Here is a 24,703-nt window from a genome sequence, read left to right on the forward strand (position 1 = left end):
GAAAAATGGTTTCTGCACAGCACGCGCACATATTGTTGAGGTGCTTGCGCATATTCCTTGCTGCTTATACGTTTAGCTACGCTCCATCCACATGATTTCCTCACTATCACGAGCGCGTAATTCTTGACGTAAAAGCGGGTATTTTTGCAAAGCCGGATCATCCTCAATAAGGATAAGAGCAGCTTCACGAGCTTTCTCGATAATTATTCCGTCACGTATAACAGACAGGAATTGAAGCCCTGACGAACGCCCCGATTGTTCAGCCCCGATCACGTCTCCTTCACGACGAAGTGCAAGGTCAGCCTCAGCCAATTGAAAACCGTCCTGTGTTGCAGCAAATGCTTCAAGGCGACGCAACGATACGTCTGCGATTCCATGACGATGAACAGCCATACATACTGAAGGTTTCGACGAGCGCCCCACGCGGCCACGTAACTGGTGTAATTGCGACAGGCCAAACTGCTGCGCGTCCATAATGACCATCATCGTTGCTTCTGGGACATCAACTCCCACTTCAATCACTGTTGTTGCGACCAGCAATGGCATTTTTCCTGAAGCAAAATCAGACATGATACGCGTTTTTTCTTCAGTAGTGTTGCGTCCTGTCAGTGTGGCGATAGCAATTCCTTGTAGCGCAGGTATTTTCCCTAAGTAAGCAGAAACGCCTTCAACACTCGCCACCTCTTGGCGCGTTCTTTCCCCTTTTCCTGCGTGTTCCTGAGGGGATACTATGCGTTTTTCATTCAAATCGTCACGAAGATCAGTTGTGTTATTTTCTAGATCTTCCTCGGTATCTTCGCAGTCAATACGAGGACACACCACGTACACACGGCCTCCTGAAGTAATTTCTTCACGCGCTCGCTGCCATATACGTTCAAACCACAGCTTTTTCTCTGCATCAACAAGGTAAGTAGATACAGGGTGACGACCAGCTGGGAGTCCTTTCATATGAGTTTGTTCAAGGTCTGCAAAAACAGTCATTGCGATAGTTCGAGGAATCGGAGTGGCTGTCATAACAATTTGATGCGGTATTCCGCTACGTGAGGCCTGACGTAAACGGTCGCGCTGGCTCACCCCAAAACGGTGTTGTTCATCTATTACAACAAGGGCGAGGTCAGCAAATTGCACATCCTCATTGAGTAAGGCATGTGTTCCTATAACAATGCATGGCTGCCCATTATTTATTTCAGTCAGAATGTGACGGCGCTGGGCCGGTGGTGTTGTCGCTGTCAGCAAGTACAAGGGGAAAGCTGTTTCTGGCGCGCCTTGTATCGGTTCAGTCAAGCGTTGGAGTGAGGCATAGTGTTGCTGCGCTAAAACTTCGGTTGGAGCAAGTAAAGCGCCTTGATGTCCTGCCCCGACGACTTGCGTCAGCGCAGCAAGGGCAACCACTGTTTTACCCGCTCCCACATCGGCTTGGAGTAAACGTTGGCTTGGTTTGCTACTTTCTAATTCACAGCTGAGGGTATTAAGAGCTTCTTTTTGAGCGTCAGTTAGTGCGAAAGGCAGGCAATCTAACAGTTTGTTCACAAGGGCATTGTTTTCTTTCGGGCTTTGCGGGGCCGAAGCATTGCGGGTAGCTTCACGCATACTCAGTAAGGCGATATGCAGGGTGAAAGCTTCTATCCAAGCTAGTGAGTGTCGTGCCTGTTTAACTGTTTCATCATTTGCGGGTTGGTGGAGATCACGTATTGCCGTGGCGCGAGAAACTAAACCATATTTTTCTCGCACGTGTTCTGGGATGATATCTGGAATAGTCGTGTCGTTGATTTCCTCGCTGATAAGGGCGATTGCTCGTTGAATCACCCATGAGGTTAAGCCATGTTTAGCTGCGTAAATAGGGATAGGACGCTGTGTACGTTGGCGTATCTGCTCCATATTCTCAGCATGATGGGCACTGTTTTCATCAGGGTATCCGCTAGGTGTATTTGTCGTTTCTACGAGTTTTTTTGGAGTATCAATATCTTCAAATTCGGGGTGGATGAGTTGGAGTTGGCCTTTATATGAGCCTACTTTCCCAGCGAAAAGATACTGTCCACCTGGGGTAAGGATTTTTTGGTGTGGGATGAGTTTATATTCGTTCGCAGCAAAAAAAGTCGCGTTCATCTGACGTACGCCATCGGTGAGTATGACTTCTAAACGTACACCTGAACGTGTGCGGTGAGGGATCAGGCGTTGCGAGAGCACCTCAGCTAGCAAAGTAACGTCTTCACCTTCATGCAAAGCACTCATAGGTGTTAATCGTCCCCAGTGGTAATAGCGTCGGGGTGCGTAAAACAGTAAATCCCCTATTGTTTCAATTCCTGCGTCATGGAATTTTTTTGCTGTTCGTGCAGGTAGACGCAGGTTCAGGGGGGTGTGCAGGAAAGTCATTGGATCCCTTGAATGAGGGTCGGGCTAGGTCCTGCGCCATCGATAATTTCCAAAGGCACAGGCCACCAGTCACTAACGTGGGCTTCAAGTAGTTGTCTGAGTGCAGGTGCGAGGGCCGCGTCAGCGTCTTGAGCGAGGAGGAGTCGAATATGTGTGGGGGCGTGTGTGAATATTTCTCGAAGCACATCAGGTAGCGCCTGTTCCGGTGACGTATCTGGGACAGGAAGTACAGCATGTCGTTGACTTACAGCATGTATAGCTTCCACCAAAATGGTTTTGAATAGCGGATTATTTTCTTTCCCATCGGGTTGTGGAACAAAAACAGGTGCGCAGGCACGTGTTATCGCAAGTGCTGTGAGTTCGTCCGTGCTACGACTCAGGATTGTATGAATCTTCATTTTTTCAAGGTCGGAGGCGACAGCTTGGGTAAATCGCAAGGTAGTGAGGTCACATGACACAAGGACAGCCACACCGTTGGAAGCTGCGTACCCTATATGCACCAGTGAATCTTTATCGCGCACGTCTGGGCACAGCAAGACGATAGCTCCGCTGCGCGCTAAGTCTTCTACTAGTCCTGGGGTGCGTGTGCATGTGAGAACTGTGGCTCTTTCGACACGTTTGCGTGGTCGTCGTTCAAGTAGTCGGATTCCTCTGTGAGTCACTCCATCTGAAAGCGTATCTTCGCCGATAAGCTCATCTGGGCGTGAGTCAATGACTTGGAATCGCACAATCGTCCCTTGACGCGGTCGAACAGCGAGGGGCGCTGACGTGTCGATATGGAATCGCCAGATTCCTATTCCGAATAGGTCTGTTATCCCTATTGACGTGTAGTGGGTTCCTAGTGCTGTCAAAGTGCGTGTGAACGCGGCGGCATCGTCTTCCATTCCTTCAAGGAGGACATCGACTGTAAATGCTCGGGTTGCTTCTGGAATTGGGACGGTTGGTGTTGGGCTTTCTCCTTGTGCTGCAAGGTCAGCGAGCATACGCGTTAAGTCGTGTAGGAGTGCTGTGTCGTCACGTACGGCCGCATCAAGACATGCGTATAGTGTGGTGATGACTGCGGCACCTGGGTCTGTTCGCCCGCCAACGGCAGTGTCAGCTTCTACAAGGCCAAATTGCGCTTGGCTTGCAAAAATGCTGACAAGTTCATTGACTTCTGGAAGTGTACTTCCGAGCTGTTGTATTTCTGTCTGTGCCTCTGTGAGAACTCGCTGGACTGCTGGAATTAAAGTGATATGTACGTGTGGTGACTCTGGAAAAGCACAGAGCATACGTCGGGTCTCTAATGGTGTGAGTTCACTGCTGTGGTCGTTCTCTTTAATCTGCGTGTTCCAAGCGGAAAAAATTGAGGTAATGAGGATTCCTATGTGCCCAACGCTGTGCCGTATTCCAGCGTGTACAGCTAATTCCAGTGCTTCAGGCAGTGTGTGCGGGTTCTCGCGTTCAAGTTCGCATGTAATGGCATAGAAAGTCCGTGAGGCATTAGTGCCTGTGTCACAATCCCCCTGACCCCACCCATCAAGGTCATCAAGGAAACGTGCGAGGCGTCCGGTTTCTTCTGCTGCAATATGTAATGCACGACAAAATGTCTGCGCGGTGAGCGGCACGTGTTCCCTTTCAGAATGTGAATGCTTTAATTCACGTGACAGTTTTCTTTTATTTATTCTCTGCGGCAGAGCATATGTGCGCCACCTGACACGCAAAAAAGGCTCTGTGAGTTGGACTATGTGCGTTTATCGGCTATTCTTTTGTGGTTGCTTGTTTCAGCGAGGTATGTTGCAGCAGGCTGACTCACACTAGGTGAGTGAATAGGATTTTAGACCGAGGAGATATCGTGGCTGCCGTTTGTGACGTGTGCGGTAAGGGACCTGGCTTCGGCAAGAGTGTGTCGCACTCACACGTGCGCACGAACCGCCGGTGGAACCCGAATATTCAGCGCGTGCGCGCGATTGTTGAAGGCACTCCCAAGCGCCTGAACGTGTGCACCAAGTGCCTCAAGTCGGATCGGGTGACTCGTAACATCTGATCTGCGTTTTTGGCCTAGCAGAGGAAAGCTCGTCGAATTTTTCGACGAGCTTTTCATTATGTGGCACCTCGTTCACCACTTCAGTTATTGACGTGAAAATGCGAAAAAATCGCATTTTCACACTTCTCCTTCCTTCCCCACTCAAAAGATTTAAGCATGAAATAAATCACAAAAGTTGCAGGGGGGGGGGCACGTTCTACGGTAAACACATCTGGTTTGGGGAGCATCCCGCCAGCAATACCCAAATGAAACAACACAGGAGATACAAATGACTGCTCGCACCCGAGTTGCCGCACTCACCGCGGCCGTTGCCCTCATGGGAACTTTCGCTATTCCTGCGGCCTTCGCTGCAGATGTTGACGATAACAATACCACCCCCAACTCAAATGAATTAGTTGCCGATTCACCTGTGACCGGCAACGCTGTTGTCGCTCCCGAAGCTGCCCCCGAAGGCACACCAGTTCCCGGCATTGGCCCAAATACTGGCACCTTCTGTGGTGACGATGCCACCACTGCTGACTGCGGAGTAACCCACACTTCCACACCTACTCCTGCTGATCCAGTTCCTGGCGGCCGTTTAATCAACCCTGAAGTTATCGCTCCGACCATTGCCGGTGGCGTTGCCATTCCTGCTCCTGCCGATGCCGAAGCAGGGCAACCGGATGCTGCCATGACGGAAACTCCCATGAACGACGCTGAGGCTCCAGCCGCTCCTGCATCTGCCGAAACAAAAGCTGAAGGAACGAAGGCTGGCCATTCCTCCATGGCTCTGGCAAAGACCGGTACAACCGCTCTGTTGGTTGGCGGCTCAACAGCTGCTCTCGTTGCCGCTGGCGCGGGCGCTTTAGTTCTTCGCCGTCGCTTCATCTGAAAATCGCTTATCGGTCAATTGAGGTGTTGCCCTTCAATTCCCGTTAAGTTCATATAGGCTCAAACGCCGGCTGGTGGCTCCTCCTTAGGCTCGGGAGGAGCCACCAGCTTTTTCATACGTGAAAATAAATTGCACCACACTGTTCCATAGGAAATCTTTGAAAGCTGTACTTTCAGCTGTGTGCAAAATGATCCCAGCCGCCTATGCCTGTTACTTTTTCGCCCTCAATATAAACCCCTGCCCCTTGATCTGCATTCACTTCCCGAACCATGCCAACAGGTTTCATTCCCGCAGGGAGCGTCACATTCGGTGGAAAAATCACCAGAAGTGAATGATCTTCTCCGCCTTGCAGTACCCATCGCGTTGGATCTGTACCGCATACAGCTGCAAGATCTTTTAATGCTGAAATATACGGCTCTAATAAATGGAATGACAAATCTATACGCACATTGCTGGCTTGAGCCATACGTTGTCCGTCAATAAGAAGGCCATCAGAAATATCCATCATGGCATGTGCGCCCTTGTGAGCAGCTTCGATTCCGCTTTCCATAGGGGGCCTAGGAACACGGTAGATTGATACGGCTTCTTCAGCACTTACAGCACTGACTGCCGTATTGTCGCGTATGTGCTGTTGTTGTGTCGCTGTATTTACCTCAGCGTCCTGCGATTTGGTGTCCAGTCTTTCTGCTCTGCTCAGTGCAGCAGGATCCCAATAGCCTTTGCTCAGCAAGTCCAGCCCTGCAGCCGAATATCCCAGTGTTCCTGCAACTGCCACAATGTCGCCTACCTGAGCGCCTGAACGGGTAATAATCCCATGAGGACAATAACCCATAGCTGTGACAGCGATAACGAGCGAGTCACCAGACGATAAATCGCCACCAACAACTTCAGCTCCCACGCGAGCCGTACATTCACCAAAGCCGGAAACTAAATCAACCAACCAATCCACTGATATATCCGGCGGGGTAACTAAAGAAACAACAAGGGCGCTTGCTTGTCCTCCCATAGCTGTAATGTCAGCAAGATTTTGAGCAGCCGCGCGACGACCAATGTCATGGGCCTGCGACCAGTCTGTACGAAAGTGACGGCCTTCTACAAGAACATCCGTTGTGACAATAAAATGTTTTTCAGGAGCAGCAATGACAGCGCAATCATCACCTGAACCTATATCCGTTCGTTTTCCCGGTGGAAGTACCTTGCGGAAACGCGCAATAAGCTCATTCTCATCAATATCGCGTACACGTAACACGATGTTGTCCTTCAAATATGATTCATGCGAACAGTTTGTGAAGCGTAAAGGCACATAGCGGCAGCAGTAGCCACATTCATTGATTCTGCGTGCCCGCTCATCGTGATACGAACCAATTCGTCACATGCTTCCATTTCCGCATATGACATTCCTTGTGCTTCATTACCCATCACCCATGCATGCGCGTGAGTAAGGAGTCCAGTTCCACGAATACCCTCACACATAAGATCTGTCAGATCCCTCGCCACAGCTGATCCTGAAGTTCCCAAAATACGTGCGCCCCGTTGTTTTGCGGTAATCACAGCATCATGAAAAGAAGGGAAAGAAACAACAGGAAGATGGAAAAGCGACCCGGCACTTGCTCGTATCACTTTCGGTGAAGCAATATCCACCGTTCCTCGCACTGTGAGAACCGCTTGGGCACCCATTGCATCGGATGTACGAATAATTGTTCCAACATTACCCGGATCACGTCCTTGGGCGATGATGACAAGTGTTCCACCGATTCTTATATTGTCAGGTAATTCTGATTCGATACAGTCCGGAGTCGCTGTCGCTAGGATGCCTTGTGCATCACGGCTCATCGTGTGGGCAACTTCAGGAGTCACAGGATGCACCCAACGGGTGGCTTGACAGAGGCGAGAAAAAAGTTCAGGGTCACGTTCAGCTACTTCATCAGTGATGTAAATATCACGCACCGTTGCGGGACGAAATGTTACCAATTCACGTACAGCTTGAGGACCTTCAATGAGCAATAATTGAGCGCGTGAACGCGCAGAACGCCCAACCAAACCAGCAATCTTTTTCACGCGATCAGCGTGAGGATTTGCCATGAGTGGCGGGCGTTCTGCATAAGCATGCACGAGGTGCACTACCTCCTGAAAATGTCAGGCGCGAGGAGCGTTGACGTCAGCAGGCAAAGCTTTCTTTGCAACCTCAACGAGGGCATTGAAAGCGTTGATATCGTTAACGGCAAGTTCTGCCAGCATACGACGGTCAACTTCGACACCTGCTAAACCAAGGCCCTGGATGAAGCGGTTGTATGTAAGTCCCTGTGCACGAGAAGCAGCATTAATACGCTGAATCCACAGACGACGGAAGTCACCTTTACGGGCTTTACGGTCACGGTATGAATAGACAAATGAATGAGTAACCTGCTCTTTTGCCTTGCGGTACATACGTGAACGCTGACCACGGTAGCCTGAAGCGAGTTCAAGGACTGTACGACGCTTCTTCTTGGCGTTGAGGGAACGCTTGACACGTGCCATTTCTTAACTCTCCTTTTCGCCTCAGATACCCAGCAGCGAACGTGCTTTCTTCACGTCAGCAGTTGCCAGTACTTGGTCTTTTGCCAGACGACGGGTCTTACGGCTGGACTTGTGCTCAAGAAGGTGACGCGCACCCGCTTGTTCGCGCATGATCTTACCTGAACCGGTGACGCGCAAACGCTTCTTAGCACCGGAATGGGTTTTATTCTTCGGCATGTCTCTTTCCTTACTGTTCCACAGGGAGCGGGGAGGCCAGTCCCTTTCAGGCTTGTTCCGTAGAAGCGGCCTGACGAGCCTGATCGCGGGCCGCACGTTCAGTACGCTTTGTACGTCGTTCTTCGCGTTCAGCTTGACGACGCTTACGTTGTTCACTCATAGCGTCAGCTTTACGTTTGGTCGGAGCAAGCACCATCGTCATATTGCGTCCATCCTGACGAGGCATAGACTCAACTATCGCAAGTTCACCCACTTCTTCAGCTAAACGCTGTAGTAAGCGAACACCTGCTTCAGGACGGGACTGTTCACGGCCACGGAACATAATCATGACTTTGACTTTGTCACCTTGCTGCAAGAAACGCTCAACGTGACCCTTTTTCACACCAAAATCATGATCGTCGATCTTTAAGCGGAAACGGATTTCTTTCAACTGTGTATTTGCTTGATTACGACGTGCGTCACGGGCTTTTTGCGCCGCTTCGTACTTGTATTTGCCGTAATCCATAAGCTTAGCAACCGGCGGTTTCGCGTCGGGAGCAACTTCCACAAGGTCTAACCCTGCTTCTTCAGCAAGACGCAAAGCGTTCTCTACACGGACAACGCCTACTTGCTCTCCACCGGGACCTACGAGGCGTACCTCAGGTACCCGAATCCGATCGTTAATACGAGGCTCGCTGATGAGGAGCTCCTTCCACAGTTCCGTTCCGTGCTACAAAGAAGGCCCTCGTAGCACTCAGTGCGCACGAAGGCCCGTATAGCTCACCCACGGTGACTGTACAGAACCCGATCCCCTCACTCGGTTAAACCGATATTTAAGAACCTCATAGGATTCTTAACGGGTATCAAGGTGGGAGTTTCCTCCGCTTGCACCCCAGACATACGTCCGGTTATTTACTCACATCCTAACATTACGCACTCTTATTCATCGAATCGCTTTCCTCACCTTTACGGTGGACTACCTCACAGGTCGCTACAAAGTAGCCTATCTGCCAACCTAGCTAAATACAGGAATAAACTGAACACGATCACTTGCCGCACGAAGCCGAGGACTTTGAGAACAACGCGCAATCACACGGCCCACACGGGCACGTCCCTGCGGATCATTCATAATCTGCTGGTCACACACAATACGCACATACACGCAGCCCTGCGGGCCACATTCCACCTGCACACGCTGCAACCATGAACACGGAAAAGGTTCAGCTTCAGGTAAATTTTCAGGGAGTTTTTCTGTCACATGCGCTTTTTCCACACCAGCAAGTACGTGTAGCTGTCGTAACAGTTCAGAATCTTTCCAGGCAGGCAGCCACTGATCCCCCTGCGCAAGCGCAGCCGTTGCAGGACGCGGAAGCACAACCGCTGCACCCACAGGATCAATAATTATTCGACCAGATGTTTCCACTAAAGCGGTTAAAGCAACTTTACGGGCAGCCAAAGGCATAGGACGAGCCTGCGGGCAATCCGCATATAACTGCTCGACACTGGTATATACAGCCAAAGCTGGTCCATCTGGTGTCTGACGGCGCACCCACCCAACTCGCTTATATTCATTTTCTTCACCAGCATGGACATCCGGATGAGAGTCTTTCAGCATTCCATCGAAGTTTTCTTCCTGAAAGCTCGTCTCATCATTTTTCAACGGGAAAATCGCCTGCTCATGAATGCTTTCCCCTTCTGTCACACAATCCGTATCAGCACTGTCAGCCCGCACAAGTTCCTGTAACTTTTTCTCTCCTGACAACACTTCCACCTGAACAGGAACAATTACACGTTCAAGACTCAGAGCCTCAACAAGTGCTTCTAAACGCTGCGCACCCCAATCACTATCCGTAGGAATACTCAAGGCTGCCGCAGTCAAAGGGAAAGTATCCCCCCGATCAGAACGATCCACGCCACGAATATGTATGCGAGAACGCAGTTTCTTTCTCTGTTCTTCAGTTAAAGCAACCGAATTTTCCTGCCCATCATGCGTAAAAGAGGAGCGGCTTTTATCACTCATTCCGCGCACTCTCCACGCGCAACCTTATAAGCTTCCTCCAAAGTAAAAGCACCCGAATATAAGGCTTTACCTATGATTGCTCCCTCAACGCCACAGGACACAAGCGCGCGCAAAGCAGCAATATCAGCAAGCGAAGACACCCCTCCTGAAGCCACCACTGGCCGAGAAGTCACCTCGCACACCCGTTCAAGTAAAGCCACATTAGGCCCATTCAACATCCCATCACGAGTCACATCAGTGAGCACATAACGTGCGCACCCTGCCTCATCTAAACGAGCCAACGTCTCCCACAAATTTCCGCCATCTTTTGTCCAGCCGCGAGCTGACAGGGTTTCACCACGCACATCCAAACCCACAGCAACACGATCACCGTATTGCTCAATAATTTTTTCAGTCCACTCAGGATTTTCTAAAGCAGCGGTCCCTAAATTCACTCGATGAGCACCCGAAGCCAAAGCGGATTCCAATGAGGCGTCATCACGGATACCACCGGACAACTCCACGCGGATAGGTAAGCGAGCAGTTATTTCTTGCAAAAGTTTCGCGTTAGAACCCCGACCAAAAGCAGCATCTAAATCAACAAGATGCAGCCATTGCGCGCCCGCTGCAACAAAAGATTCAGCAACTTCCAGAGGATGACCATAGGCCGTTTCAGTTCCAGCCTCGCCTTGCCTTAAACGCACTGCTTGACCATTTACTACATCTACCGCTGGCAATAGCACTAATTCGGAAATCATATTCATTCCTTTCTTTTGCAACGCACACCGGCAGAAAGATATGCGTATATATTTTTTACACACCCTGCAATAGAGGCGTATTTCCCTTCCAGCTTTACAGCATTTTTACCCAGTTTTCCAGCAAAGTCAGACCGGCCTCACCAGATTTTTCCGGATGAAATTGCGTACCACACAATGGACCGTTTTCAACTGCCGCGACAAAACGACTAGAGCCATGCTCAGCCCATGTGGTCAGCGGTAAAGCTGTTGGTCCCTTAGACATCAACTGAGCAGGATCGCACATAGCCGCATAAGAATGCACAAAATAAAAACGCTGATCTTCCACACCTGCGAATAAGTGCGATCCCTGTGGAACTTCCACATGCGTCCACCCCATATGCGGAACAACTGGAGCCTTTAATAACGACACTCGCCCCGGCCACTGGCCTAAACCTTCACAATCACCTTTTTCAGCAGATCCTTCAAAAAGCACCTGCTCGCCCACGCAGATCCCCAGTACAGGACGGCCTCCAGCTAAACGCATATCGATCAGACGAGGTGCATCTACAGCCCGTAATTGCTGCATCACTGCTGCAAAAGCTCCCACACCTGGCAAAAGCATACCGTCAGCTTGCAGTACCTTTTCTGGCGTGGCAGTTAATTCAACCTCAGCACCCACACGGCTTAAAGCGCGGCACGCGGAACGCACATTACCGGAACCATAATCCAAAACAACAACCGTGGGACGCTGTGACATTATTTTTTCCTTAACCATCCAAAAGGTCCCGGACGACGTCGATGCGAACCGTCACTGGAAATAGTGTCATCATAATCTGAAGGCTTAGTCCTCCCCAGCAGTAAATCTTCGGCCGCTTGGGGCATAGAACCTAATAACAAGCCTGCAGGAATTTCTTCTTCAGGAGCACCCTGCACATAACGGCGAGCGCTGATACGCCCAGAAACCCCCGTCTCAACACCGTCACCTTCCACCAGCCACGACATCAGTGCAACCGCGCCGTATTTCGATAAACGCGAAATAACTCGCGCCGTTTCATCAACTTCTTGCGGCATAGCACGAGTATCTGTCAGCAGCGCATCCAGTTCTTCTTCATCTGTTGGTTGAGTTTCAACCGGCAGCCACACAGCAGTCCACGGTTTTAAGCGGACGACTGTGGCACGTAGGCCCGCAAAAGACAATAAGGAGTGCAGAGCCTGCGGGGACGGTAACGGGGCAAGCACCAGTGCTACTGACAATCGGCCTCCGTCAAGGTGTAAGCCTTCATCAACTGGAGTGTCCAGTAAATCCTCTTGCCCTAAATGCGCTACGAGGTCACGAAATTGAGCATCAATATCTTCTTCAGAGCTCATGCGCCCTCCTTATATGCTCTCAGGATTATTCCAGACAAACCGACCACAGTATTTTACGATGTTCTCTCACAGGCTGTGACATAGGCGCGTTGCCTTTCACTGTGTACTTGTAGCAACACCCTTACCCTACAGGTCACAAACGATGAGCGTAAGCAGGTCACTGCGTATCCATCTGTGAAGGATCAGGAATGAAGATTCTTTGAGGATCCTTACAAAGCTCCTTTAGTAGAGGGAATACCGCTCACCCGCGGGTCCTCTTCCACAGCGACTCGCAAGGCTCGGGCGAATGCTTTGAATTGCGCTTCCACAATATGATGTGGATCTCGCCCAGCCAGTACATTCACATGCAAACAAATCCCTGAGTTATAAGTGAAAGACTCAAAGAAATGCCTTGTCAAAGATCCTGTGAAATGACCGCCAATTAAATGGTATTCCTGTCCCGCTGGCTCACCTTCATGAACAAGATAGGCGCGCCCTGCCACATCGACGACAGCCCGCGCAAGGGCCTCATCTAAAGGCACAGTTGCATCAGCGAAACGACGAATACCGCGCTTGTCTCCTAATGCTTTTTTCAATGCACTTCCTAGACAAATGGCGGTGTCTTCGACCGTGTGGTGCACATCCACGTCTATGTCCCCTTCTGCTCGGATATGCATATCAATCAGGGAGTGTTTCGCTAAAGCGGTGAGCATATGGTCGTAGAAAGGCACACCCGTTGAAATATCTGACTTTCCTGTTCCATCTAAGTGAATTTCGAGGTGAATGGACGATTCTGTGGTGGTGCGATCAATGACGGCGCTTCGGTGAGTTATTTCTTGAATATCCACGGTTTTCCTCCTGCAGGTGAATTTTGAGTTACACAACCATTCATGGCAAAACCTCCAGTAGAGCAGACTGAAAGCGAGTATTTTCTGCGGGTGTTCCCACGCTGACACGTAGCCATCCTTCAGGACCAACCGCACGGATGAGCACGCCTCGTTCCACTAAGGCGCGAAAAATAGCGTCCCTGTCGTCAAATCGACCAAAAAGCACAAAGTTTGCATCAGATTCAGCGACTTTACAGCCTTGTTCAACTAGCCACTGCGCCATGGCATCACGATCAGCCCGTATTGCAGCAACCTGTGACATAAGTTCATCTGCGTGTTTTATTGCGACCAGCGCTACCGCCTGCGTGACTGCGGACAGGTGATAAGGCAAACGGATCAGCAGAATCTGTTCAAGGACCTCAGGATGAGCAACCATGTACCCTAAACGTAGACCTGCCATTGCGAAGGCTTTTGACATGGTTCGCGTGACAATAAGGTGCGGGTGTGTGCCGTGAAGTTCAAGTGCTGAGGGCATGCCTACGCGACGAAATTCCGCATATGCCTCATCAATAACAACTAGAGTCGCACTGCGTTTTCCCTCGATCAGTGGCCCTGTATCACGCGCCGCTTCAAGTAGCTGAGCAATGTCTGCCAGTGGGAGTGCCGTTCCTGTTGGATTATTTGGGCTTGCGATGATAACGACTGCTGGATTTTCCTGGCGCATCGTGCGAATTGCTGCGTCTATATCCAATGTGAAATCTGAGCGACGCGGAGTGCTAACCCAACGAGTATGTGTGTCTCTCGCATATTCGTGGTACATCGAATATGTCGGCGTGAATGACAGGATCGAGCGGTCGGGGCCACCAAATGCTTGGAGGATGTGCAGCATGATTTCATTGGAACCATTTGCAGCCCATATTTTTTCTGTACTCACTTGAACATGCGATTCTGCCCTCAAGTAGTCTGCGAGTGCGGCACGAAGCGGCCAAAAGTCACGGTCAGGGTAACGGTTCAGCCCTGCTGCTGTTTGTGAGAGCGCCTGCGCGATATCCGCGATGATGTGTTCAGAAGGCGAGTAAGGGTTTTCGTTCACGTTCAGGCATACGGGAATATCAAGTTGAGGTGCGCCGTATGGGGAAAGACCTGCTAGGTCTGCTCGTAGCGGCAAGGTTATGCTCATATTATTTGCCTATCTTTTGTCGTTCATATGCTGTGTCCCTTGGTGGATAGTTCACGTTTTTCTGCGTATTAACGAGGGGTTTCGCCATTTGCCGCACTTCACGGTAAGTTTCGACGACGAATGTCAGCGGCGAATCCGTGTGCGGGCAGGTTTTCTGCGTGAGCGAGGGTGATTAAGTGGTCGCTTACTTGGCTCAGAGCTTCTTGCGTGTATTCAACAACTTGTTGGCTGCGTAGGTATTGCATGACGTTAAGTCCGGAGGCAAATCGTGCAGTTCCTCCTGTGGGGAGCACGTGGTTGGAGCCTGCAAGGTAGTCTCCGAGCGGTACGGGAGTGTAGGAGCCAACAAATATGGCCCCCGCATTGTGTACACGTAAAGCAACCTCATTCGCGTGTTCTGTGTGGATTTCTAAGTGTTCGGGGGCGTATGCATCGACTACGTGTAGTCCTTGTTCTATGTCATCGACGATGATAATTCCTGATTGAGGGCCGGCTAGTGCGGTGAGTATACGTTCTGTATGCCGTGTTTCCTTGGCATATTCGACGACGAGGTGTTGGATTTTTTCAGCGAGCTTCGCACTTGAGGTGATGAGAACGGAGGCAGCGGCTGGATCGTGTTCTGCTTGGCTGATAAGGTCAGCGGCTACATAACGTGGGTCTGCGGTGTCATCTGCCAAAATAGCGATTTCGGTAGTTCCAGCTTCTGCGTCGATACCGATTGTTCCTTGGAGTGCGCGTTTAGCTGCTGCGACGTAGATATTTCCTGGGCCTGTGACGACGTCAACTGGCTCAAGCGTGTCATGACCGTCGGTTATTCCGTAGGCGAATGCAGCGATTGCTTGTGCGCCTCCTATCGCCCAGACTTCATTTATCCCCAGCAGGGCGCAAGCTGCAAGGATAGTGGGGTGTGGTAGGCCTTCGTATTCTTTTTGTGGGGGTGAGGCGATGGCTAGGCTTGGTACTCCGGCTACTTGCGCGCAGACGGCATTCATTACTACTGATGATGGGTAGACCGCAAGGCCTCCTGGTACGTATAGACCTACTCGTTGAACAGGAAGCCATCGTTGTGTGATGCTTCCGCCGGTAATGATCTGGGTTGTACGTTCCTGTGGAAGTTGCTGCGTATGGCCAAGGCGCGCAGCTTCGATAGATGTTTCTAATGCCGCACGTATATTTGGGTCAAGATTTTCAAGGGCTGAAGTGATCTTTTTTTGAGGAATGCGCAGATATGGGGGACGAATCTGGTCGTATTTTTCAGCGAGCGCATATAAAGCTTCAGCTCCGCGACTACGTACCTGGTCAATGAGGGGTTGTACTTGGAGGGTTGCGCGTGTGGTATCAAGGCTTGCGCGCGGTAGTATGCGGCGCAGCTCGGAGGTTGTCAGCACTTTTCCACGCAAATCAGTACGTTCCATAAAAATAGCTTAGGTTGTTCACTGAGTTGTGGTCGCATATTCTCGTGGCTCGGACATAGGCGCTGTGGTGTTGTGCGTACAATTTATTTACGGGAAGGAGCCGGTGATGTCAGATATTCAGGTTATTCATGTACAGGATGTGATTCGTTTAGGCCAGTTTCTGAAATTAGCCAATATGGTTGAAAATGGCGCAATGGCACGTGACCTTATTCAAGGTGGCGATGTGTATGTCAATGGCGCGGTTGAAACTCGTCGTGGTTTTCAGTTGCCTGATCTCGCGGTTGTAGAAGTGGACTCACCGTGGGGCACACAAAGCGCTCAGGTGGCATATTCTCGTTAAGATTTTACTTACCTATCGCACTCAGAATACAAAAAATTCATCCTAACAATAAATTCTCATATTGTTTACACATGTATTTTCTATAGCCGAATCGTGACTCTAAGGAACTAGGTTCAATCTTAAAACGGCAGTAAATTTCTCTTCTTTTTTCTCTTTATCCACAGGTCATTGACACGTGCAGCGCCTTCTGTCACGATCACATGAATACACCAAAGTTGTTGTAGTAGGAGGAGAATACGTGCCACTCTCATTATTTTTATCTCGATAAGTACAGCTTTTCCTTGGGTTGTTATCAGCTCAACGTCCTAGGGCTTTTCTGCACTACGCGTCTTGTACACATACGTCATGCCCTTGTTCCCGCAGGAAGGTCCTTTTCTTTCTTCAGTATCGAAGCCACATTTTTATTGAGTTTTCGTATTTTCTGAATCTCATGACCACAAAACGTAGATGGGTAACAGGCTACCCATCTCTTTCATTTTATCAATCGACATAAAGGAGGCCCGCAAATGTCTCACTTCACTCATATTCCGCCTGAAAATTCATCATCTCAATTTCATTCGCAGAAGAAAACAGCTCATCGACGTTGCATACGGTGGGAAGGTCAGGGAACATACTCATCACGTGCTTTTCGACGTCCCCCACCTGTTCGAATAGCAGATTCTTCTTCCTCTCATACAGAGGAAATCCCTACCGCTAAACATTGGGCAGAACATCTTTCACGAGGGATCGTTGAGGTTCTTTCTGGGATACGCCCCGTTGAACAACTGCAACGTTGCGTTTGTCCGCCACTGTATGACTATCTGCATCAATTAGCTCCGCATCATAAAACACGCACTCGACACCGGTTATGCAAGGTTTCCTCTGTACGCACATGTGAGCCTCGTGAAGATGTCGTCGAAGCGACATGTATTGTTACGCATCGGTCATCAACGCGGGTCGTTGCTTTGCGTTTAGAAAAACTTGAAGGGAGATGGATAGCAACAGCTCTTGATATTGTGTGATACTCCCTGCAAGAAATCAGCAGGTATCTCATCCCACAGCAACTCTTTATGGTGGGCGATGCGTGCCTGCTTCGGTTCATTCAATCACGCAAGGGAAATGCCCGATAGTCCACACTATCGGGCATTCAAAGTCTCACAGGTCAGGCGTTTGGACGCTTGCCGTGGTTCGCGCCATTCTTACGACGATCGCGGCGCTTGCGGCCTCTCTTTGACATCTTTTTCTCCTTGCAAGTACGTGAACGCAACCCTGACAGTTTGCCATACTCTGAGGCGCATAACCAAGTGGATACCTGAATGCGGGACGCATAACACATGAGAAAGAATAAAATCTGCTTCGCATATGCATTATAAAGACTGGAAAAGATAGCCATTTGAGCCAGAAAATTAGACAATAGACTTATGAATCTGATTCGTATGATTGCTCGCCCTCTTTTAGCAGCTCCTTTCATTGTTGAAGGCTGGTCAGCGCTGCACTCTCCTTGCGACCACGTTGCTCGCATAAAAGCCGCGGGAATCAACACGGATAACGTGCCTTATATCGGGCAGGTCAGCGATTCCACATGTGAAGTCCTTACACGCGCAATGGGAGCAATAACGCTCACAAGCGCCCTCGCTTTATCATGCGGTAAAGCACCTCGTAGTGCCGCCGCTGTTCTGGCAACCGTCGCCGTACCTGTTGCTTTTATTAATGCTCCCGTCTGGACAGCACAAACATCACAGGAACGCGCACAATACGCTTGTGAGCTGCGTTTACGTGGGGCTTTAGCGGCCGCTATGCTTCTTGCCAGCGTTGATCGAAAAGGACGTCCCTCCGCCTTATGGCATATGACTCACATGGGGACATTACGTGGCATAGGAAACCGTCTTGCTCTTTCTTCGAGCAGGTCAGAAAGTGGGCAGCAGTGACGGATCATTCCGTTCCTTTTTTTCCCGTATGGAACGCTCCTTATGCGCACGGCCCAATAGACGCATGTATAGAGATTCCTGGTTCTAAGTCGCTCACGGTACGTGCTCTGTTACTTGCAGCTCTGGCAGATCGTCCCAGTATTATTCATGGGGTCCTTGACAGTCGTGACACTTCCTTATTTGCCGAGGGCCTGCGTGTTTTAGGCGCACAAATCACCCCATATGCTTCAGATTCTTTACGTGTTACGCCTTTACCTCCTTTCCCACACGCCCAGCAGCGCTCACCTCGCACACTGAATATCACGTGTGGTTTAGCTGGAACTGTTATGCGTTTTTTGCCACCTATTGCAGCTTTAACTGGCCGTCCCGTACATTTTGACGGGGATGAAGCAGCACGCCGACGGCCTTTAGGACCGTTACTTGATTCTTTGGAATCTTTAGGCGCACATATTGAATATGAAGGTAAGCGAGGTTTCTTACCTTTCACTATCTGCGGTCCTTTACGTGCGCCTTCCTCAGGCATCGTTGAAGTTGATGCTTCATCATCATCTCAATTTTTCTCTGCGCTCCTTATGTTGGCTCCTTTATTAGAAGCTCCTGTGCAGATACATTCAGTTGGGCCGGTTGTTTCGCTCCCCCATATCCATATGACTGTAGAGGCACTGCGTCAACGCGGCATTGCTGTAGATTGCCGAACCAATGATTTAGGTGCTGCCGTTTGCCGTGTGCAACCGTGTCGTCCACGAGGACAAGATACGCATATTGAACCTGATTTATCGAATGCTGGTCCTTTTCTCGCCTTGGCTCATATAACTGGCGGGCGTGTCGTTATCCCCCATTGGCCTTCCTTCACCACTCAAGCTGGTGATGCGTGGCGCAGCATTTTGCCGCGTTTAGGCGCGCGCGTATCTTTCACAGATGAGGGCTTGGCTTTGCAGGGTCCGGGCGCTGGAGAGTATGACGGGTTTGAGGGTGATTTTTCCGATGTGGGCGAACTGGTTCCAACTCTGGTTGCAATTATGCTTTTTGCGCGTACTCATTCCGTTCTGCGCGGTATCGCCCATTTGCGGGGGCATGAAACGAATCGTTTGGCCGCCCTTGTCGAGCAAATATGTGCTCTCGGCGGGAAAGCGCAAGAGACTGATGATGGTCTTGTCATTTATCCGACTTCCCTGCACCCCACTCAGATGGCAACATATGAGGATCATCGAATGGCTACATTCGCCGCGATTGTGGGGGCTGCTGTTAGGGGGGTCAGTGTTGAAAATATTGCGACGACTTCAAAAACATTACCGGATTTCCCGCAGCTATGGACTCGCGCTGTGATGACAGCTTCACCGCAAGCTCAGGATTTTTCTGCCGTAGATAAAATTACCCTCACTGGCACATTTTCTTCATCGAAAGAACAACTATGAGGCGTGATATTGGAACTGATGACCCGCGCGTGCGTGTACGCCCTCAATCTTCTTCGCGTCCTCGTACGAAAAATCGGCCTGACTGGTCGCAAAAACCTTTGGGACAGGTAATAGCAATTGACCGTGGTCGTTATAGCGTTATTTGTCAGGGTACAGGCAATCGTATTTTAGCTGTGCGCGCACGCGAGCTTGGGCGTGGCAGCGTTATTATGGGTGATTTTGTTCGTTTAACAGGTGATTTATCTGGCCGCCCAGATACTTTAGGCCGTATTGTCGCCGTTGAAGATCGCCGTAATGTCCTTCGCAGATCTTTAGAAGATGCTCCCGACCAGCGGGGAGAAAAAGCAATAGTTGCTCACGCTGACCTCATGGTTATTGTGACAGCTTTAGCTGATCCGCCACCGCGCACAGGGATGATTGATCGTTGTCTTGTTGCTGCTTATGAGGCGGGTATGGGTGCTATTTTGTGCCTCACAAAAGCAGATCTTGGTGATCCTGATGAGCTTCGCCGTTTATATGCTGATTTTGATGTTGATATTGTGGTAACTTCGTGCGGTTCTGCTGATATGGTTCCTGCAGGAATTGATGATGTGCGCCGCTTGTTGGCAGGTCGTTTTTCTGTTCTTGTCGGCCATTCAGGGGTTGGTAAATCCACGTTAATTAATGCTTTGGTTCCGCAGGCTGGTCGCGCTGTCGGACATGTTAATGAGGTTACTGGGCGTGGCCGTCACACTTCGACTTCTTCTGAGGCTTTTGAACTGCCTGAAGGTGGGTGGATTGTTGATACCCCTGGGGTGCGTTCTTTTGGTTTAGGACATGTGAGTGTGGAGGATGTGCTCGGTGTTTTCCCGGATGCAGCTCAAGCAACAACATGGTGTTTGCCTTTGTGTACGCATTTGGATTCTGAGCCTTCGTGTGCATTAGATTCCTGGAAGCAAGCAGTTGGGCCCTTTGCTGTTTCTTCTGTTCTTACTGAGGCAGAAAAAGCATCACGTTCTCACCTTGTCGTATCTGTTCGTCGTCTTTTAGAAGCTGTTATTCATGCGCAAACTATTTCCCACGTATCACGTTCACGAACGTGACCTTCTTCTTTTTATCTGTTCAATTCATTAATTTCACGAAAGTGTTGTTTATGAGCACTGTCCTTGTGATCGAGCATGATCCTCTTGTCACTCTCGGAAATTTAGAGCAGCTGCTCTGCGGAAAATACGAGCATGTGCGCGCATGGGAAAAGCCTCAAGCTGTTGATCGCATTATCGAAGATATCGAATGTGGGGCGCGGCCTTTTCCTTCTGCTGTTGTTATTCTTGGTGGCCGCATGAATGCCTATGCAGATGAGGCAGGCCCTTGGTTTCCTGCAACACGTCACCTTATCCGTGACTGTGCGCAACGTCAGGTGCGCCTTCTTGGAATTTGTTTAGGACACCAAATTATTGCGACAGCTTTGAATGGGAGTGTCGCTTTGGCCTTCCCTGAAAATCGTGAATGCGGCATTACACAGATCAGATGGGAAAATAAACCCACGACCCTGCATGCTGATGAATCTGCTTTATGGGATTCTCTACAGGAAACATCGCATGTTTTTGCCGATCACGGTGATGCTGTCAGTGAGCTTCCGCCCCATGCTCTTGTATGGGCACGGTCCCAACGTTGTGTACATATCATGTCTTGTGGGACTGTTATTGGGGTTCAATTTCATCCGGAAGTCACCGAAAGTATTATTCACAGCTGGGCACAATCCGACCCGCAGACGTACACACAAGACATCCATGATGAGTACGCGCTTCATCGTGACGCATTATTTGATACGTGCACGCATTTAGCTCAGTGGCTACTTGGCCCGTGTACTCAGTAGCCTCAGACACATCTTTTCTTCAGGATGTATCTGAGGCTACTGGATAAAATATCGTACTCTTTTCCTTATAGGCAGGTGTACTTCCTCAAAAATCAGGCCAGCCGATACATCCACCCGTATGGGTCCGCTGCTTGACCTGTTTGAATATCAGTTAATGCTTTCAAAGTATCAAGCGTAACTTTTCCAACCGGTAAGGATAGGTCAAAGCCTTCACCAGCTAAACGAGTAATTGGAGTGACAACGGCGGCTGTTCCACATGCGAATAGTTCTGCCACTGTTCCCTTCTCAATGCCTGTGACGATCTCATCAATAGCGATTTTTTCTTCTGTCACGCTTATCCCACGGTCACGTAGTAATCGACAAATCGCTGAACGAGTTCCCCCTTCCAAGATGACACCGGATAGTTCAGGTGTTCGCACGCTCCCATCAGCCATCACAACGAAGGTATTCATACCACCGAGTTCTTCAAGGTAACGTTCTTCGTAGGTGTCCAGGAAACAAATCTGATCAAAGCCACGTGAAGCTGCCTCCATTTGGGGGAGCAACGAAGCAGCATAATTACCCCCAGCTTTTGCTGAGCCTGTACCGCCTGGTCCTGCTCGATGGTAGCCTTTCACGACCCAAATTGAAATACCTGCAACACCTGAAGCAAAGTAGCTTCCCGCAGGCGAGCCGATCACGTAGTAATCAAACTGATGTGCTGAATGAACTCCAAGGAAAGGTTCTGTAGCAATAACGAAAGGCCGCAAGTACAGGGAAGATCCTTCTTGGGATGGAACCCAGCGATGATCGGCACGAACATATGCTGCAAGAGAAGCCACAAAATCTTCACGGTCGATGGCGGGCATAGCCATACGGTTACTTGAGTGATTGATACGTGCCGCATTGAAAGTGGGACGGAAAGTCCAGATTGATCCGTCAGCATGCTTATAGGCTTTGATGCCTTCAAATACTTCCTGCCCGTAGTGCAAAACTGCTGCTGCAGGTGATAATTCAATATTTCCGAAGGGAATAATGCTGCGATCATGCCAGCCTTGGCCGTGTGTCCACCGCATATGTGCCATATGATCGGTGAACACTTTCCCGAAAGCCAGAGATTTCATGGATTCCTGGTATTGTTCATCGTTGGCTGGCCGTGGGTGAGCAGTCACTGGGAAACGAGATACAAGTTCATCCGCTGGTCGGATAGGTTCAGCTGCACATTTTTCAAGTTCAGTGGGCACATGTTCATTCTGCTTCATCATTTTTCCTTCGATGGTCAGGACCTGTACAGAGAATATGCATCACATTCACGCACTTTCGAGTATTTCCATCATATGAGCCTTGTTTGAAGCCATACACACACGGACTGTGTGACAGCTGGCGCACTTTGTTTATCCGTACGCTTTTGTTGAGGCAGATGATGTGTTAGTTGAAACATAAAGTCACTTAAGCAAAGAAACGATGGCGTCACCTATTTCCTGTGTTGATCGCACTAGAGGTTTTCCTGCGGTAGCGCTATCGGCACGAGTAGCCATGTCAGTTTCAATGGCAGTTTCAATGGCACGAGCTTGCAGGTCATACCCTAAGTGGTGGAGCATGAGGGCGACTGAGGATATTGTTGCTGTCGGGTCAGCTTTCCCTTGACCTGCAATGTCGGGGGCTGAACCGTGGACAGGTTCAAACATCGACGGATACGTGCCGTCAGGATTAATGTTTCCTGATGCGGCAAGTCCAATTCCACCGGTAATAGCGCCAGCCTCGTCGGTTAAAATATCGCCAAATAGGTTATCTGTCACGATGACATCAAAACGTTGTGGGTCAGTCACCATGTAAATCGTGGCAGCATCAATATGACAATAGTCAACGCTCACTTGTGGGTAGAGTGCTCCTATTTCACGGACGATACGTGACCATAAGCCACCTGCGTGTACAAGAACATTATGTTTATGCACAAGTGTCAGGTGGTGCGCGGGGCGTGACTGTGCTTGCTCGAAAGCATAACGGACGACACGTTCAATTCCGTAGGCGGTGTTAACAGAAACCTCATTAGCAATTTCCTGAGGAGTTCCCGTGCGCACTGAACCACCATTTCCACAGTACAGTCCTTCTGTTCCTTCACGCACCACAACAAAATCTACGTTGTGAGGATTCACTAAAGGACTGGGCACGCCTGCATAATATTTCGCTGGACGCAGATTCACGTAGTGGTCAAAAGCAAAACGTAGACGCAGCAGTAAACCGCGTTCTAACACGCCGGAAGGAACTGATGGGTCCCCCACTGCGCCAAGCAGAAGCGCATCATGTGTGGCTAGTGTTTCAAGGTCGTGTTCTGTCAGTGTTTCACCTGTGCGGTGCCAACGTTGAGCACCAAGATCGTAGTGAGTGGTGTTGACACTGACAGGGGTATGCGTAAAAACTGCACGAAGTACTTTCAATGCTTCAGGGACTACTTCTTGACCGATACCGTCACCAGGGATTACTGCAAGTTTCAGCGTTGTCATATCTTGACTTTCCCTCATCTGTTGTCTTTCGCGTTGAAATGTCCGAATGTCGGTTTCTTGTCCAGACGGTCGCGCACTATCACTCTTTTTTGCTTGCGGATGACTTGATCTGTTGTAGCGTAAAAGCACATTGGCCGCTCCCCTATTGGGAACGGCCATGTGTTATGCAAAGAATTATTGCATCCGATTTTCAGCGGGCTGCACTACCATCCACGTAGTCACCATCTACTTGTGACCATCCAAATTTTGCGCGCAGTTCTTTACCGGTAGCTTCAATTGGATGTGATTCACCTTCGGCTCGCAGTGCCTTAAATTCAAGGGCACCGTTATCTTGGTCAGCAATGAAACGACGAGCGAAAGTTCCATCCTGAATATCAGCCAGAACCTCTTTCATTGCTTCTTTCACTTGAGGGCCGATCACACGAGGACCAGAAACGTAGTCACCGTATTCAGCGGTGTCAGAAATTGACCAGCGTTGCTTGGTAATGCCGCCTTCATTAATCAAGTCAACGATCAGTTTCATTTCATGTAAGACTTCAAAATAAGCCATTTCAGGCTGATATCCGGCTTCTACGAGAGTCTCAAAACCATACTGGATCAGACGTGAAACGCCGCCACAGAGGACTGCTTGTTCACCAAAGAGGTCGGTTTCTGTTTCTTCAGTAAAGGTTGTGCGAATAACACCTGCACGGGTCGCACCGATTGCTTTTGCGTATGATAGAGCCAGTTCAAATGCCTGACCGGAAGCATCATGTTCAACACAGACGAGGGCAGGAACGCCTTTTCCTTCTACGTACATGCGACGCACCGTATGGCCTGGGCCTTTGGGGGCAACCATACAGACATCATGATCTTCACTCGCAGTGATGTATCCGTAGCGGATATTGAAGCCGTGAGCAAAGAATAAGGCAGCGCCTTCCTTCAGATTCGGGGCAATTTGTTCCGCATATACATGACGTTGCACCTGATCTGGGGTAAGTATCATGACAACATCAGCGTCGGCCACAGCTTCAGGAATATCGCTTACGTGAAGGCCAGCACTTTCAGCTTTTTCCCATGAGGAAGATCCTGGGCGTAAACCCACAACAACTTCTACACCAGAATCTTTCAGGTTCAGCGCGTGCGCATGGCCTTGTGACCCGTACCCGATGATGGCAACTTTCTTGGACTGGATGAGGCAGAGGTCTGCGCCCTCATCGTAAATGATCTCAGCCAT

26 protein-coding genes are annotated in these 24,703 nt (G+C 49.8%); 8 read left to right on the top strand and 18 right to left on the bottom strand.

Annotation, left to right across the window (positions count from 1 at the left end; genetic code table 11):
* Positions 1-72: 72 nt before the first annotated feature.
* Positions 73-2,373 carry an ATP-dependent DNA helicase RecG gene (locus LRP57_RS05505; protein WP_231205520.1) on the bottom strand — a complete coding sequence of 767 codons (2,301 nt, stop codon included), beginning with the start codon at positions 2,371-2,373 and terminating at the stop codon, positions 73-75.
* Positions 2,370-3,980, bottom strand: a complete 1,611-nt coding sequence (locus tag LRP57_RS05510) for a DAK2 domain-containing protein (protein ID WP_231205521.1) — start codon at positions 3,978-3,980, stop codon at positions 2,370-2,372. Before LRP57_RS05510 ends, LRP57_RS05505 begins: the two co-directional genes overlap by 4 nt.
* Before the next feature lie 227 nt (positions 3,981-4,207).
* Between LRP57_RS05510 and rpmB the strand changes: the two genes are divergently transcribed.
* Together rpmB and LRP57_RS05520 are read left to right on the top strand one after the other, a co-directional pair.
* Positions 4,208-4,399, top strand: coding sequence for a 50S ribosomal protein L28 (gene rpmB, locus LRP57_RS05515; RefSeq protein WP_231205561.1), 192 nt, complete (start codon positions 4,208-4,210; stop codon positions 4,397-4,399).
* Positions 4,400-4,667: 268 nt separating this feature from the next.
* Positions 4,668-5,270, top strand: a complete 603-nt coding sequence (locus LRP57_RS05520; RefSeq protein WP_231205522.1) for a hypothetical protein — start codon at positions 4,668-4,670, stop codon at positions 5,268-5,270.
* A gap of 172 nt (positions 5,271-5,442) precedes the next feature.
* On the opposite strand, the gene LRP57_RS05525 is transcribed toward LRP57_RS05520, so the two are convergent.
* From LRP57_RS05525 to hisD, 12 genes are all read right to left on the bottom strand, one after another.
* On the bottom strand, positions 5,443-6,519 hold the full coding sequence (locus tag LRP57_RS05525) for a thiamine-phosphate kinase (RefSeq protein WP_231205523.1): 1,077 nt from the start codon (positions 6,517-6,519) through the stop codon (positions 5,443-5,445).
* Between the two features lie 11 nt (positions 6,520-6,530).
* On the bottom strand, positions 6,531-7,391 hold the full coding sequence (locus LRP57_RS05530; protein ID WP_331274742.1) for a TrmH family RNA methyltransferase: 861 nt from the start codon (positions 7,389-7,391) through the stop codon (positions 6,531-6,533).
* A gap of 15 nt (positions 7,392-7,406) precedes the next feature.
* Positions 7,407-7,787, bottom strand: a complete 381-nt coding sequence (rplT, locus tag LRP57_RS05535) for a 50S ribosomal protein L20 (protein ID WP_231205524.1) — start codon at positions 7,785-7,787, stop codon at positions 7,407-7,409.
* A gap of 21 nt (positions 7,788-7,808) precedes the next feature.
* A complete protein-coding gene (gene rpmI / locus LRP57_RS05540) occupies positions 7,809-8,003 on the bottom strand; it encodes a 50S ribosomal protein L35 (protein WP_231205525.1) in 195 nt (64 codons plus the stop codon).
* A gap of 46 nt (positions 8,004-8,049) precedes the next feature.
* On the bottom strand, positions 8,050-8,700 hold the full coding sequence (gene infC, locus LRP57_RS05545) for a translation initiation factor IF-3 (RefSeq protein ID WP_231205563.1): 651 nt from the start codon (positions 8,698-8,700) through the stop codon (positions 8,050-8,052).
* A 297-nt stretch (positions 8,701-8,997) separates the two neighbouring features.
* On the bottom strand, positions 8,998-10,002 hold the full coding sequence (locus LRP57_RS05550) for an SseB family protein (RefSeq protein ID WP_231205526.1): 1,005 nt from the start codon (positions 10,000-10,002) through the stop codon (positions 8,998-9,000).
* Complete coding sequence (priA, locus tag LRP57_RS05555; protein ID WP_231205527.1) at positions 9,999-10,739, bottom strand: bifunctional 1-(5-phosphoribosyl)-5-((5-phosphoribosylamino)methylideneamino)imidazole-4-carboxamide isomerase/phosphoribosylanthranilate isomerase PriA; 741 nt, start codon at positions 10,737-10,739, stop codon at positions 9,999-10,001. The genes LRP57_RS05550 and priA overlap by 4 nt, the downstream gene beginning before the upstream one ends.
* A gap of 94 nt (positions 10,740-10,833) precedes the next feature.
* Positions 10,834-11,475 (bottom strand): imidazole glycerol phosphate synthase subunit HisH, encoded by a 642-nt coding sequence (hisH, locus tag LRP57_RS05560; RefSeq protein ID WP_231205528.1) that lies wholly within the window; start codon positions 11,473-11,475, stop codon positions 10,834-10,836.
* Positions 11,475-12,086, bottom strand: coding sequence for a hypothetical protein (locus LRP57_RS05565; protein ID WP_231205529.1), 612 nt, complete (start codon positions 12,084-12,086; stop codon positions 11,475-11,477). The genes hisH and LRP57_RS05565 overlap by 1 nt, the downstream gene beginning before the upstream one ends.
* Before the next feature lie 209 nt (positions 12,087-12,295).
* The gene (gene hisB, locus LRP57_RS05570; protein ID WP_442984579.1) at positions 12,296-12,907 is read right to left on the bottom strand and encodes an imidazoleglycerol-phosphate dehydratase HisB; all 612 of its coding nucleotides are present in this window, start codon (positions 12,905-12,907) and stop codon (positions 12,296-12,298) included.
* 46 nt (positions 12,908-12,953) lie between these two features.
* Positions 12,954-14,072 carry a histidinol-phosphate transaminase gene (locus tag LRP57_RS05575; RefSeq protein WP_231205531.1) on the bottom strand — a complete coding sequence of 373 codons (1,119 nt, stop codon included), beginning with the start codon at positions 14,070-14,072 and terminating at the stop codon, positions 12,954-12,956.
* A 98-nt stretch (positions 14,073-14,170) separates the two neighbouring features.
* Positions 14,171-15,487 carry a histidinol dehydrogenase gene (gene hisD, locus LRP57_RS05580; RefSeq protein ID WP_231205532.1) on the bottom strand — a complete coding sequence of 439 codons (1,317 nt, stop codon included), beginning with the start codon at positions 15,485-15,487 and terminating at the stop codon, positions 14,171-14,173.
* Positions 15,488-15,593: 106 nt separating this feature from the next.
* On the opposite strand from hisD, the gene LRP57_RS05585 reads away from it, so the two are divergent.
* Positions 15,594-15,827 (top strand): RNA-binding S4 domain-containing protein, encoded by a 234-nt coding sequence (locus LRP57_RS05585; protein WP_231205533.1) that lies wholly within the window; start codon positions 15,594-15,596, stop codon positions 15,825-15,827.
* 506 nt (positions 15,828-16,333) lie between these two features.
* Positions 16,334-16,828, top strand: a complete 495-nt coding sequence (locus tag LRP57_RS05590) for an Rv3235 family protein (RefSeq protein WP_231205534.1) — start codon at positions 16,334-16,336, stop codon at positions 16,826-16,828.
* 140 nt (positions 16,829-16,968) lie between these two features.
* Here LRP57_RS05590 and LRP57_RS08355 read toward each other — a convergent pair whose 3' ends face one another.
* Entirely contained in the window at positions 16,969-17,043 is a 75-nt protein-coding gene (locus LRP57_RS08355; protein ID WP_370465157.1) for a 50S ribosomal protein bL37, read from the bottom strand.
* Between the two features lie 184 nt (positions 17,044-17,227).
* Between LRP57_RS08355 and LRP57_RS05595 the strand changes: the two genes are divergently transcribed.
* Genes LRP57_RS05595 through LRP57_RS05610 form a run of 4 tightly spaced genes read left to right on the top strand, consistent with a single transcriptional unit; the run spans position 17,228 to position 21,004 of the window.
* Positions 17,228-17,734 (top strand): DoxX family membrane protein, encoded by a 507-nt coding sequence (locus tag LRP57_RS05595; protein ID WP_231205535.1) that lies wholly within the window; start codon positions 17,228-17,230, stop codon positions 17,732-17,734.
* Complete coding sequence (gene aroA / locus LRP57_RS05600) at positions 17,731-19,149, top strand: 3-phosphoshikimate 1-carboxyvinyltransferase (protein WP_231205536.1); 1,419 nt, start codon at positions 17,731-17,733, stop codon at positions 19,147-19,149. The genes LRP57_RS05595 and aroA overlap by 4 nt, the downstream gene beginning before the upstream one ends.
* The gene (rsgA, locus tag LRP57_RS05605) at positions 19,146-20,231 is read left to right on the top strand and encodes a ribosome small subunit-dependent GTPase A (protein ID WP_231205537.1); all 1,086 of its coding nucleotides are present in this window, start codon (positions 19,146-19,148) and stop codon (positions 20,229-20,231) included. Before aroA ends, rsgA begins: the two co-directional genes overlap by 4 nt.
* A 50-nt stretch (positions 20,232-20,281) precedes the next feature.
* Entirely contained in the window at positions 20,282-21,004 is a 723-nt protein-coding gene (locus LRP57_RS05610) for a type 1 glutamine amidotransferase (RefSeq protein WP_231205538.1), read from the top strand.
* A 92-nt stretch (positions 21,005-21,096) separates the two neighbouring features.
* On the opposite strand, the gene LRP57_RS05615 is transcribed toward LRP57_RS05610, so the two are convergent.
* The 3 genes from LRP57_RS05615 to ilvC form a co-directional block, all read right to left on the bottom strand.
* Entirely contained in the window at positions 21,097-22,245 is a 1,149-nt protein-coding gene (locus LRP57_RS05615; protein ID WP_231205564.1) for a branched-chain amino acid aminotransferase, read from the bottom strand.
* A gap of 183 nt (positions 22,246-22,428) precedes the next feature.
* Positions 22,429-23,487 (bottom strand): 3-isopropylmalate dehydrogenase, encoded by a 1,059-nt coding sequence (locus LRP57_RS05620; RefSeq protein ID WP_231205539.1) that lies wholly within the window; start codon positions 23,485-23,487, stop codon positions 22,429-22,431.
* Between the two features lie 190 nt (positions 23,488-23,677).
* Positions 23,678-24,703, bottom strand: a complete 1,026-nt coding sequence (ilvC, locus tag LRP57_RS05625; protein WP_231205540.1) for a ketol-acid reductoisomerase — start codon at positions 24,701-24,703, stop codon at positions 23,678-23,680.

It is taken from the genome of Schaalia sp. lx-260, assembly GCF_021083645.1.
Taxonomy (GTDB): Bacteria; Actinomycetota; Actinomycetes; order Actinomycetales; family Actinomycetaceae; genus Pauljensenia.

Coding starts and splice junctions, on each gene's coding strand:
- LRP57_RS05505 (WP_231205520.1), bottom strand. CDS start 2,373: ATGACTTTCCTGCACACCCCCCTGAACCTGCGTCTACCTGCACGAACA.
- LRP57_RS05520 (WP_231205522.1), top strand. CDS start 4,668: ATGACTGCTCGCACCCGAGTTGCCGCACTCACCGCGGCCGTTGCCCTC.
- rplT (WP_231205524.1), bottom strand. CDS start 7,787: ATGGCACGTGTCAAGCGTTCCCTCAACGCCAAGAAGAAGCGTCGTACA.
- rpmI (WP_231205525.1), bottom strand. CDS start 8,003: ATGCCGAAGAATAAAACCCATTCCGGTGCTAAGAAGCGTTTGCGCGTC.
- LRP57_RS05550 (WP_231205526.1), bottom strand. CDS start 10,002: ATGAGTGATAAAAGCCGCTCCTCTTTTACGCATGATGGGCAGGAAAAT.
- priA (WP_231205527.1), bottom strand. CDS start 10,739: ATGATTTCCGAATTAGTGCTATTGCCAGCGGTAGATGTAGTAAATGGT.
- hisH (WP_231205528.1), bottom strand. CDS start 11,475: ATGTCACAGCGTCCCACGGTTGTTGTTTTGGATTATGGTTCCGGTAAT.
- LRP57_RS05565 (WP_231205529.1), bottom strand. CDS start 12,086: ATGAGCTCTGAAGAAGATATTGATGCTCAATTTCGTGACCTCGTAGCG.
- LRP57_RS05575 (WP_231205531.1), bottom strand. CDS start 14,072: ATGAGCATAACCTTGCCGCTACGAGCAGACCTAGCAGGTCTTTCCCCA.
- hisD (WP_231205532.1), bottom strand. CDS start 15,487: ATGGAACGTACTGATTTGCGTGGAAAAGTGCTGACAACCTCCGAGCTG.
- LRP57_RS05585 (WP_231205533.1), top strand. CDS start 15,594: ATGTCAGATATTCAGGTTATTCATGTACAGGATGTGATTCGTTTAGGC.
- LRP57_RS05590 (WP_231205534.1), top strand. CDS start 16,334: ATGTCTCACTTCACTCATATTCCGCCTGAAAATTCATCATCTCAATTT.
- LRP57_RS05595 (WP_231205535.1), top strand. CDS start 17,228: ATGAATCTGATTCGTATGATTGCTCGCCCTCTTTTAGCAGCTCCTTTC.
- rsgA (WP_231205537.1), top strand. CDS start 19,146: ATGAGGCGTGATATTGGAACTGATGACCCGCGCGTGCGTGTACGCCCT.
- LRP57_RS05610 (WP_231205538.1), top strand. CDS start 20,282: ATGAGCACTGTCCTTGTGATCGAGCATGATCCTCTTGTCACTCTCGGA.
- LRP57_RS05615 (WP_231205564.1), bottom strand. CDS start 22,245: ATGAAGCAGAATGAACATGTGCCCACTGAACTTGAAAAATGTGCAGCT.
- LRP57_RS05620 (WP_231205539.1), bottom strand. CDS start 23,487: ATGACAACGCTGAAACTTGCAGTAATCCCTGGTGACGGTATCGGTCAA.
- ilvC (WP_231205540.1), bottom strand. CDS start 24,703: ATGGCTGAGATCATTTACGATGAGGGCGCAGACCTCTGCCTCATCCAG.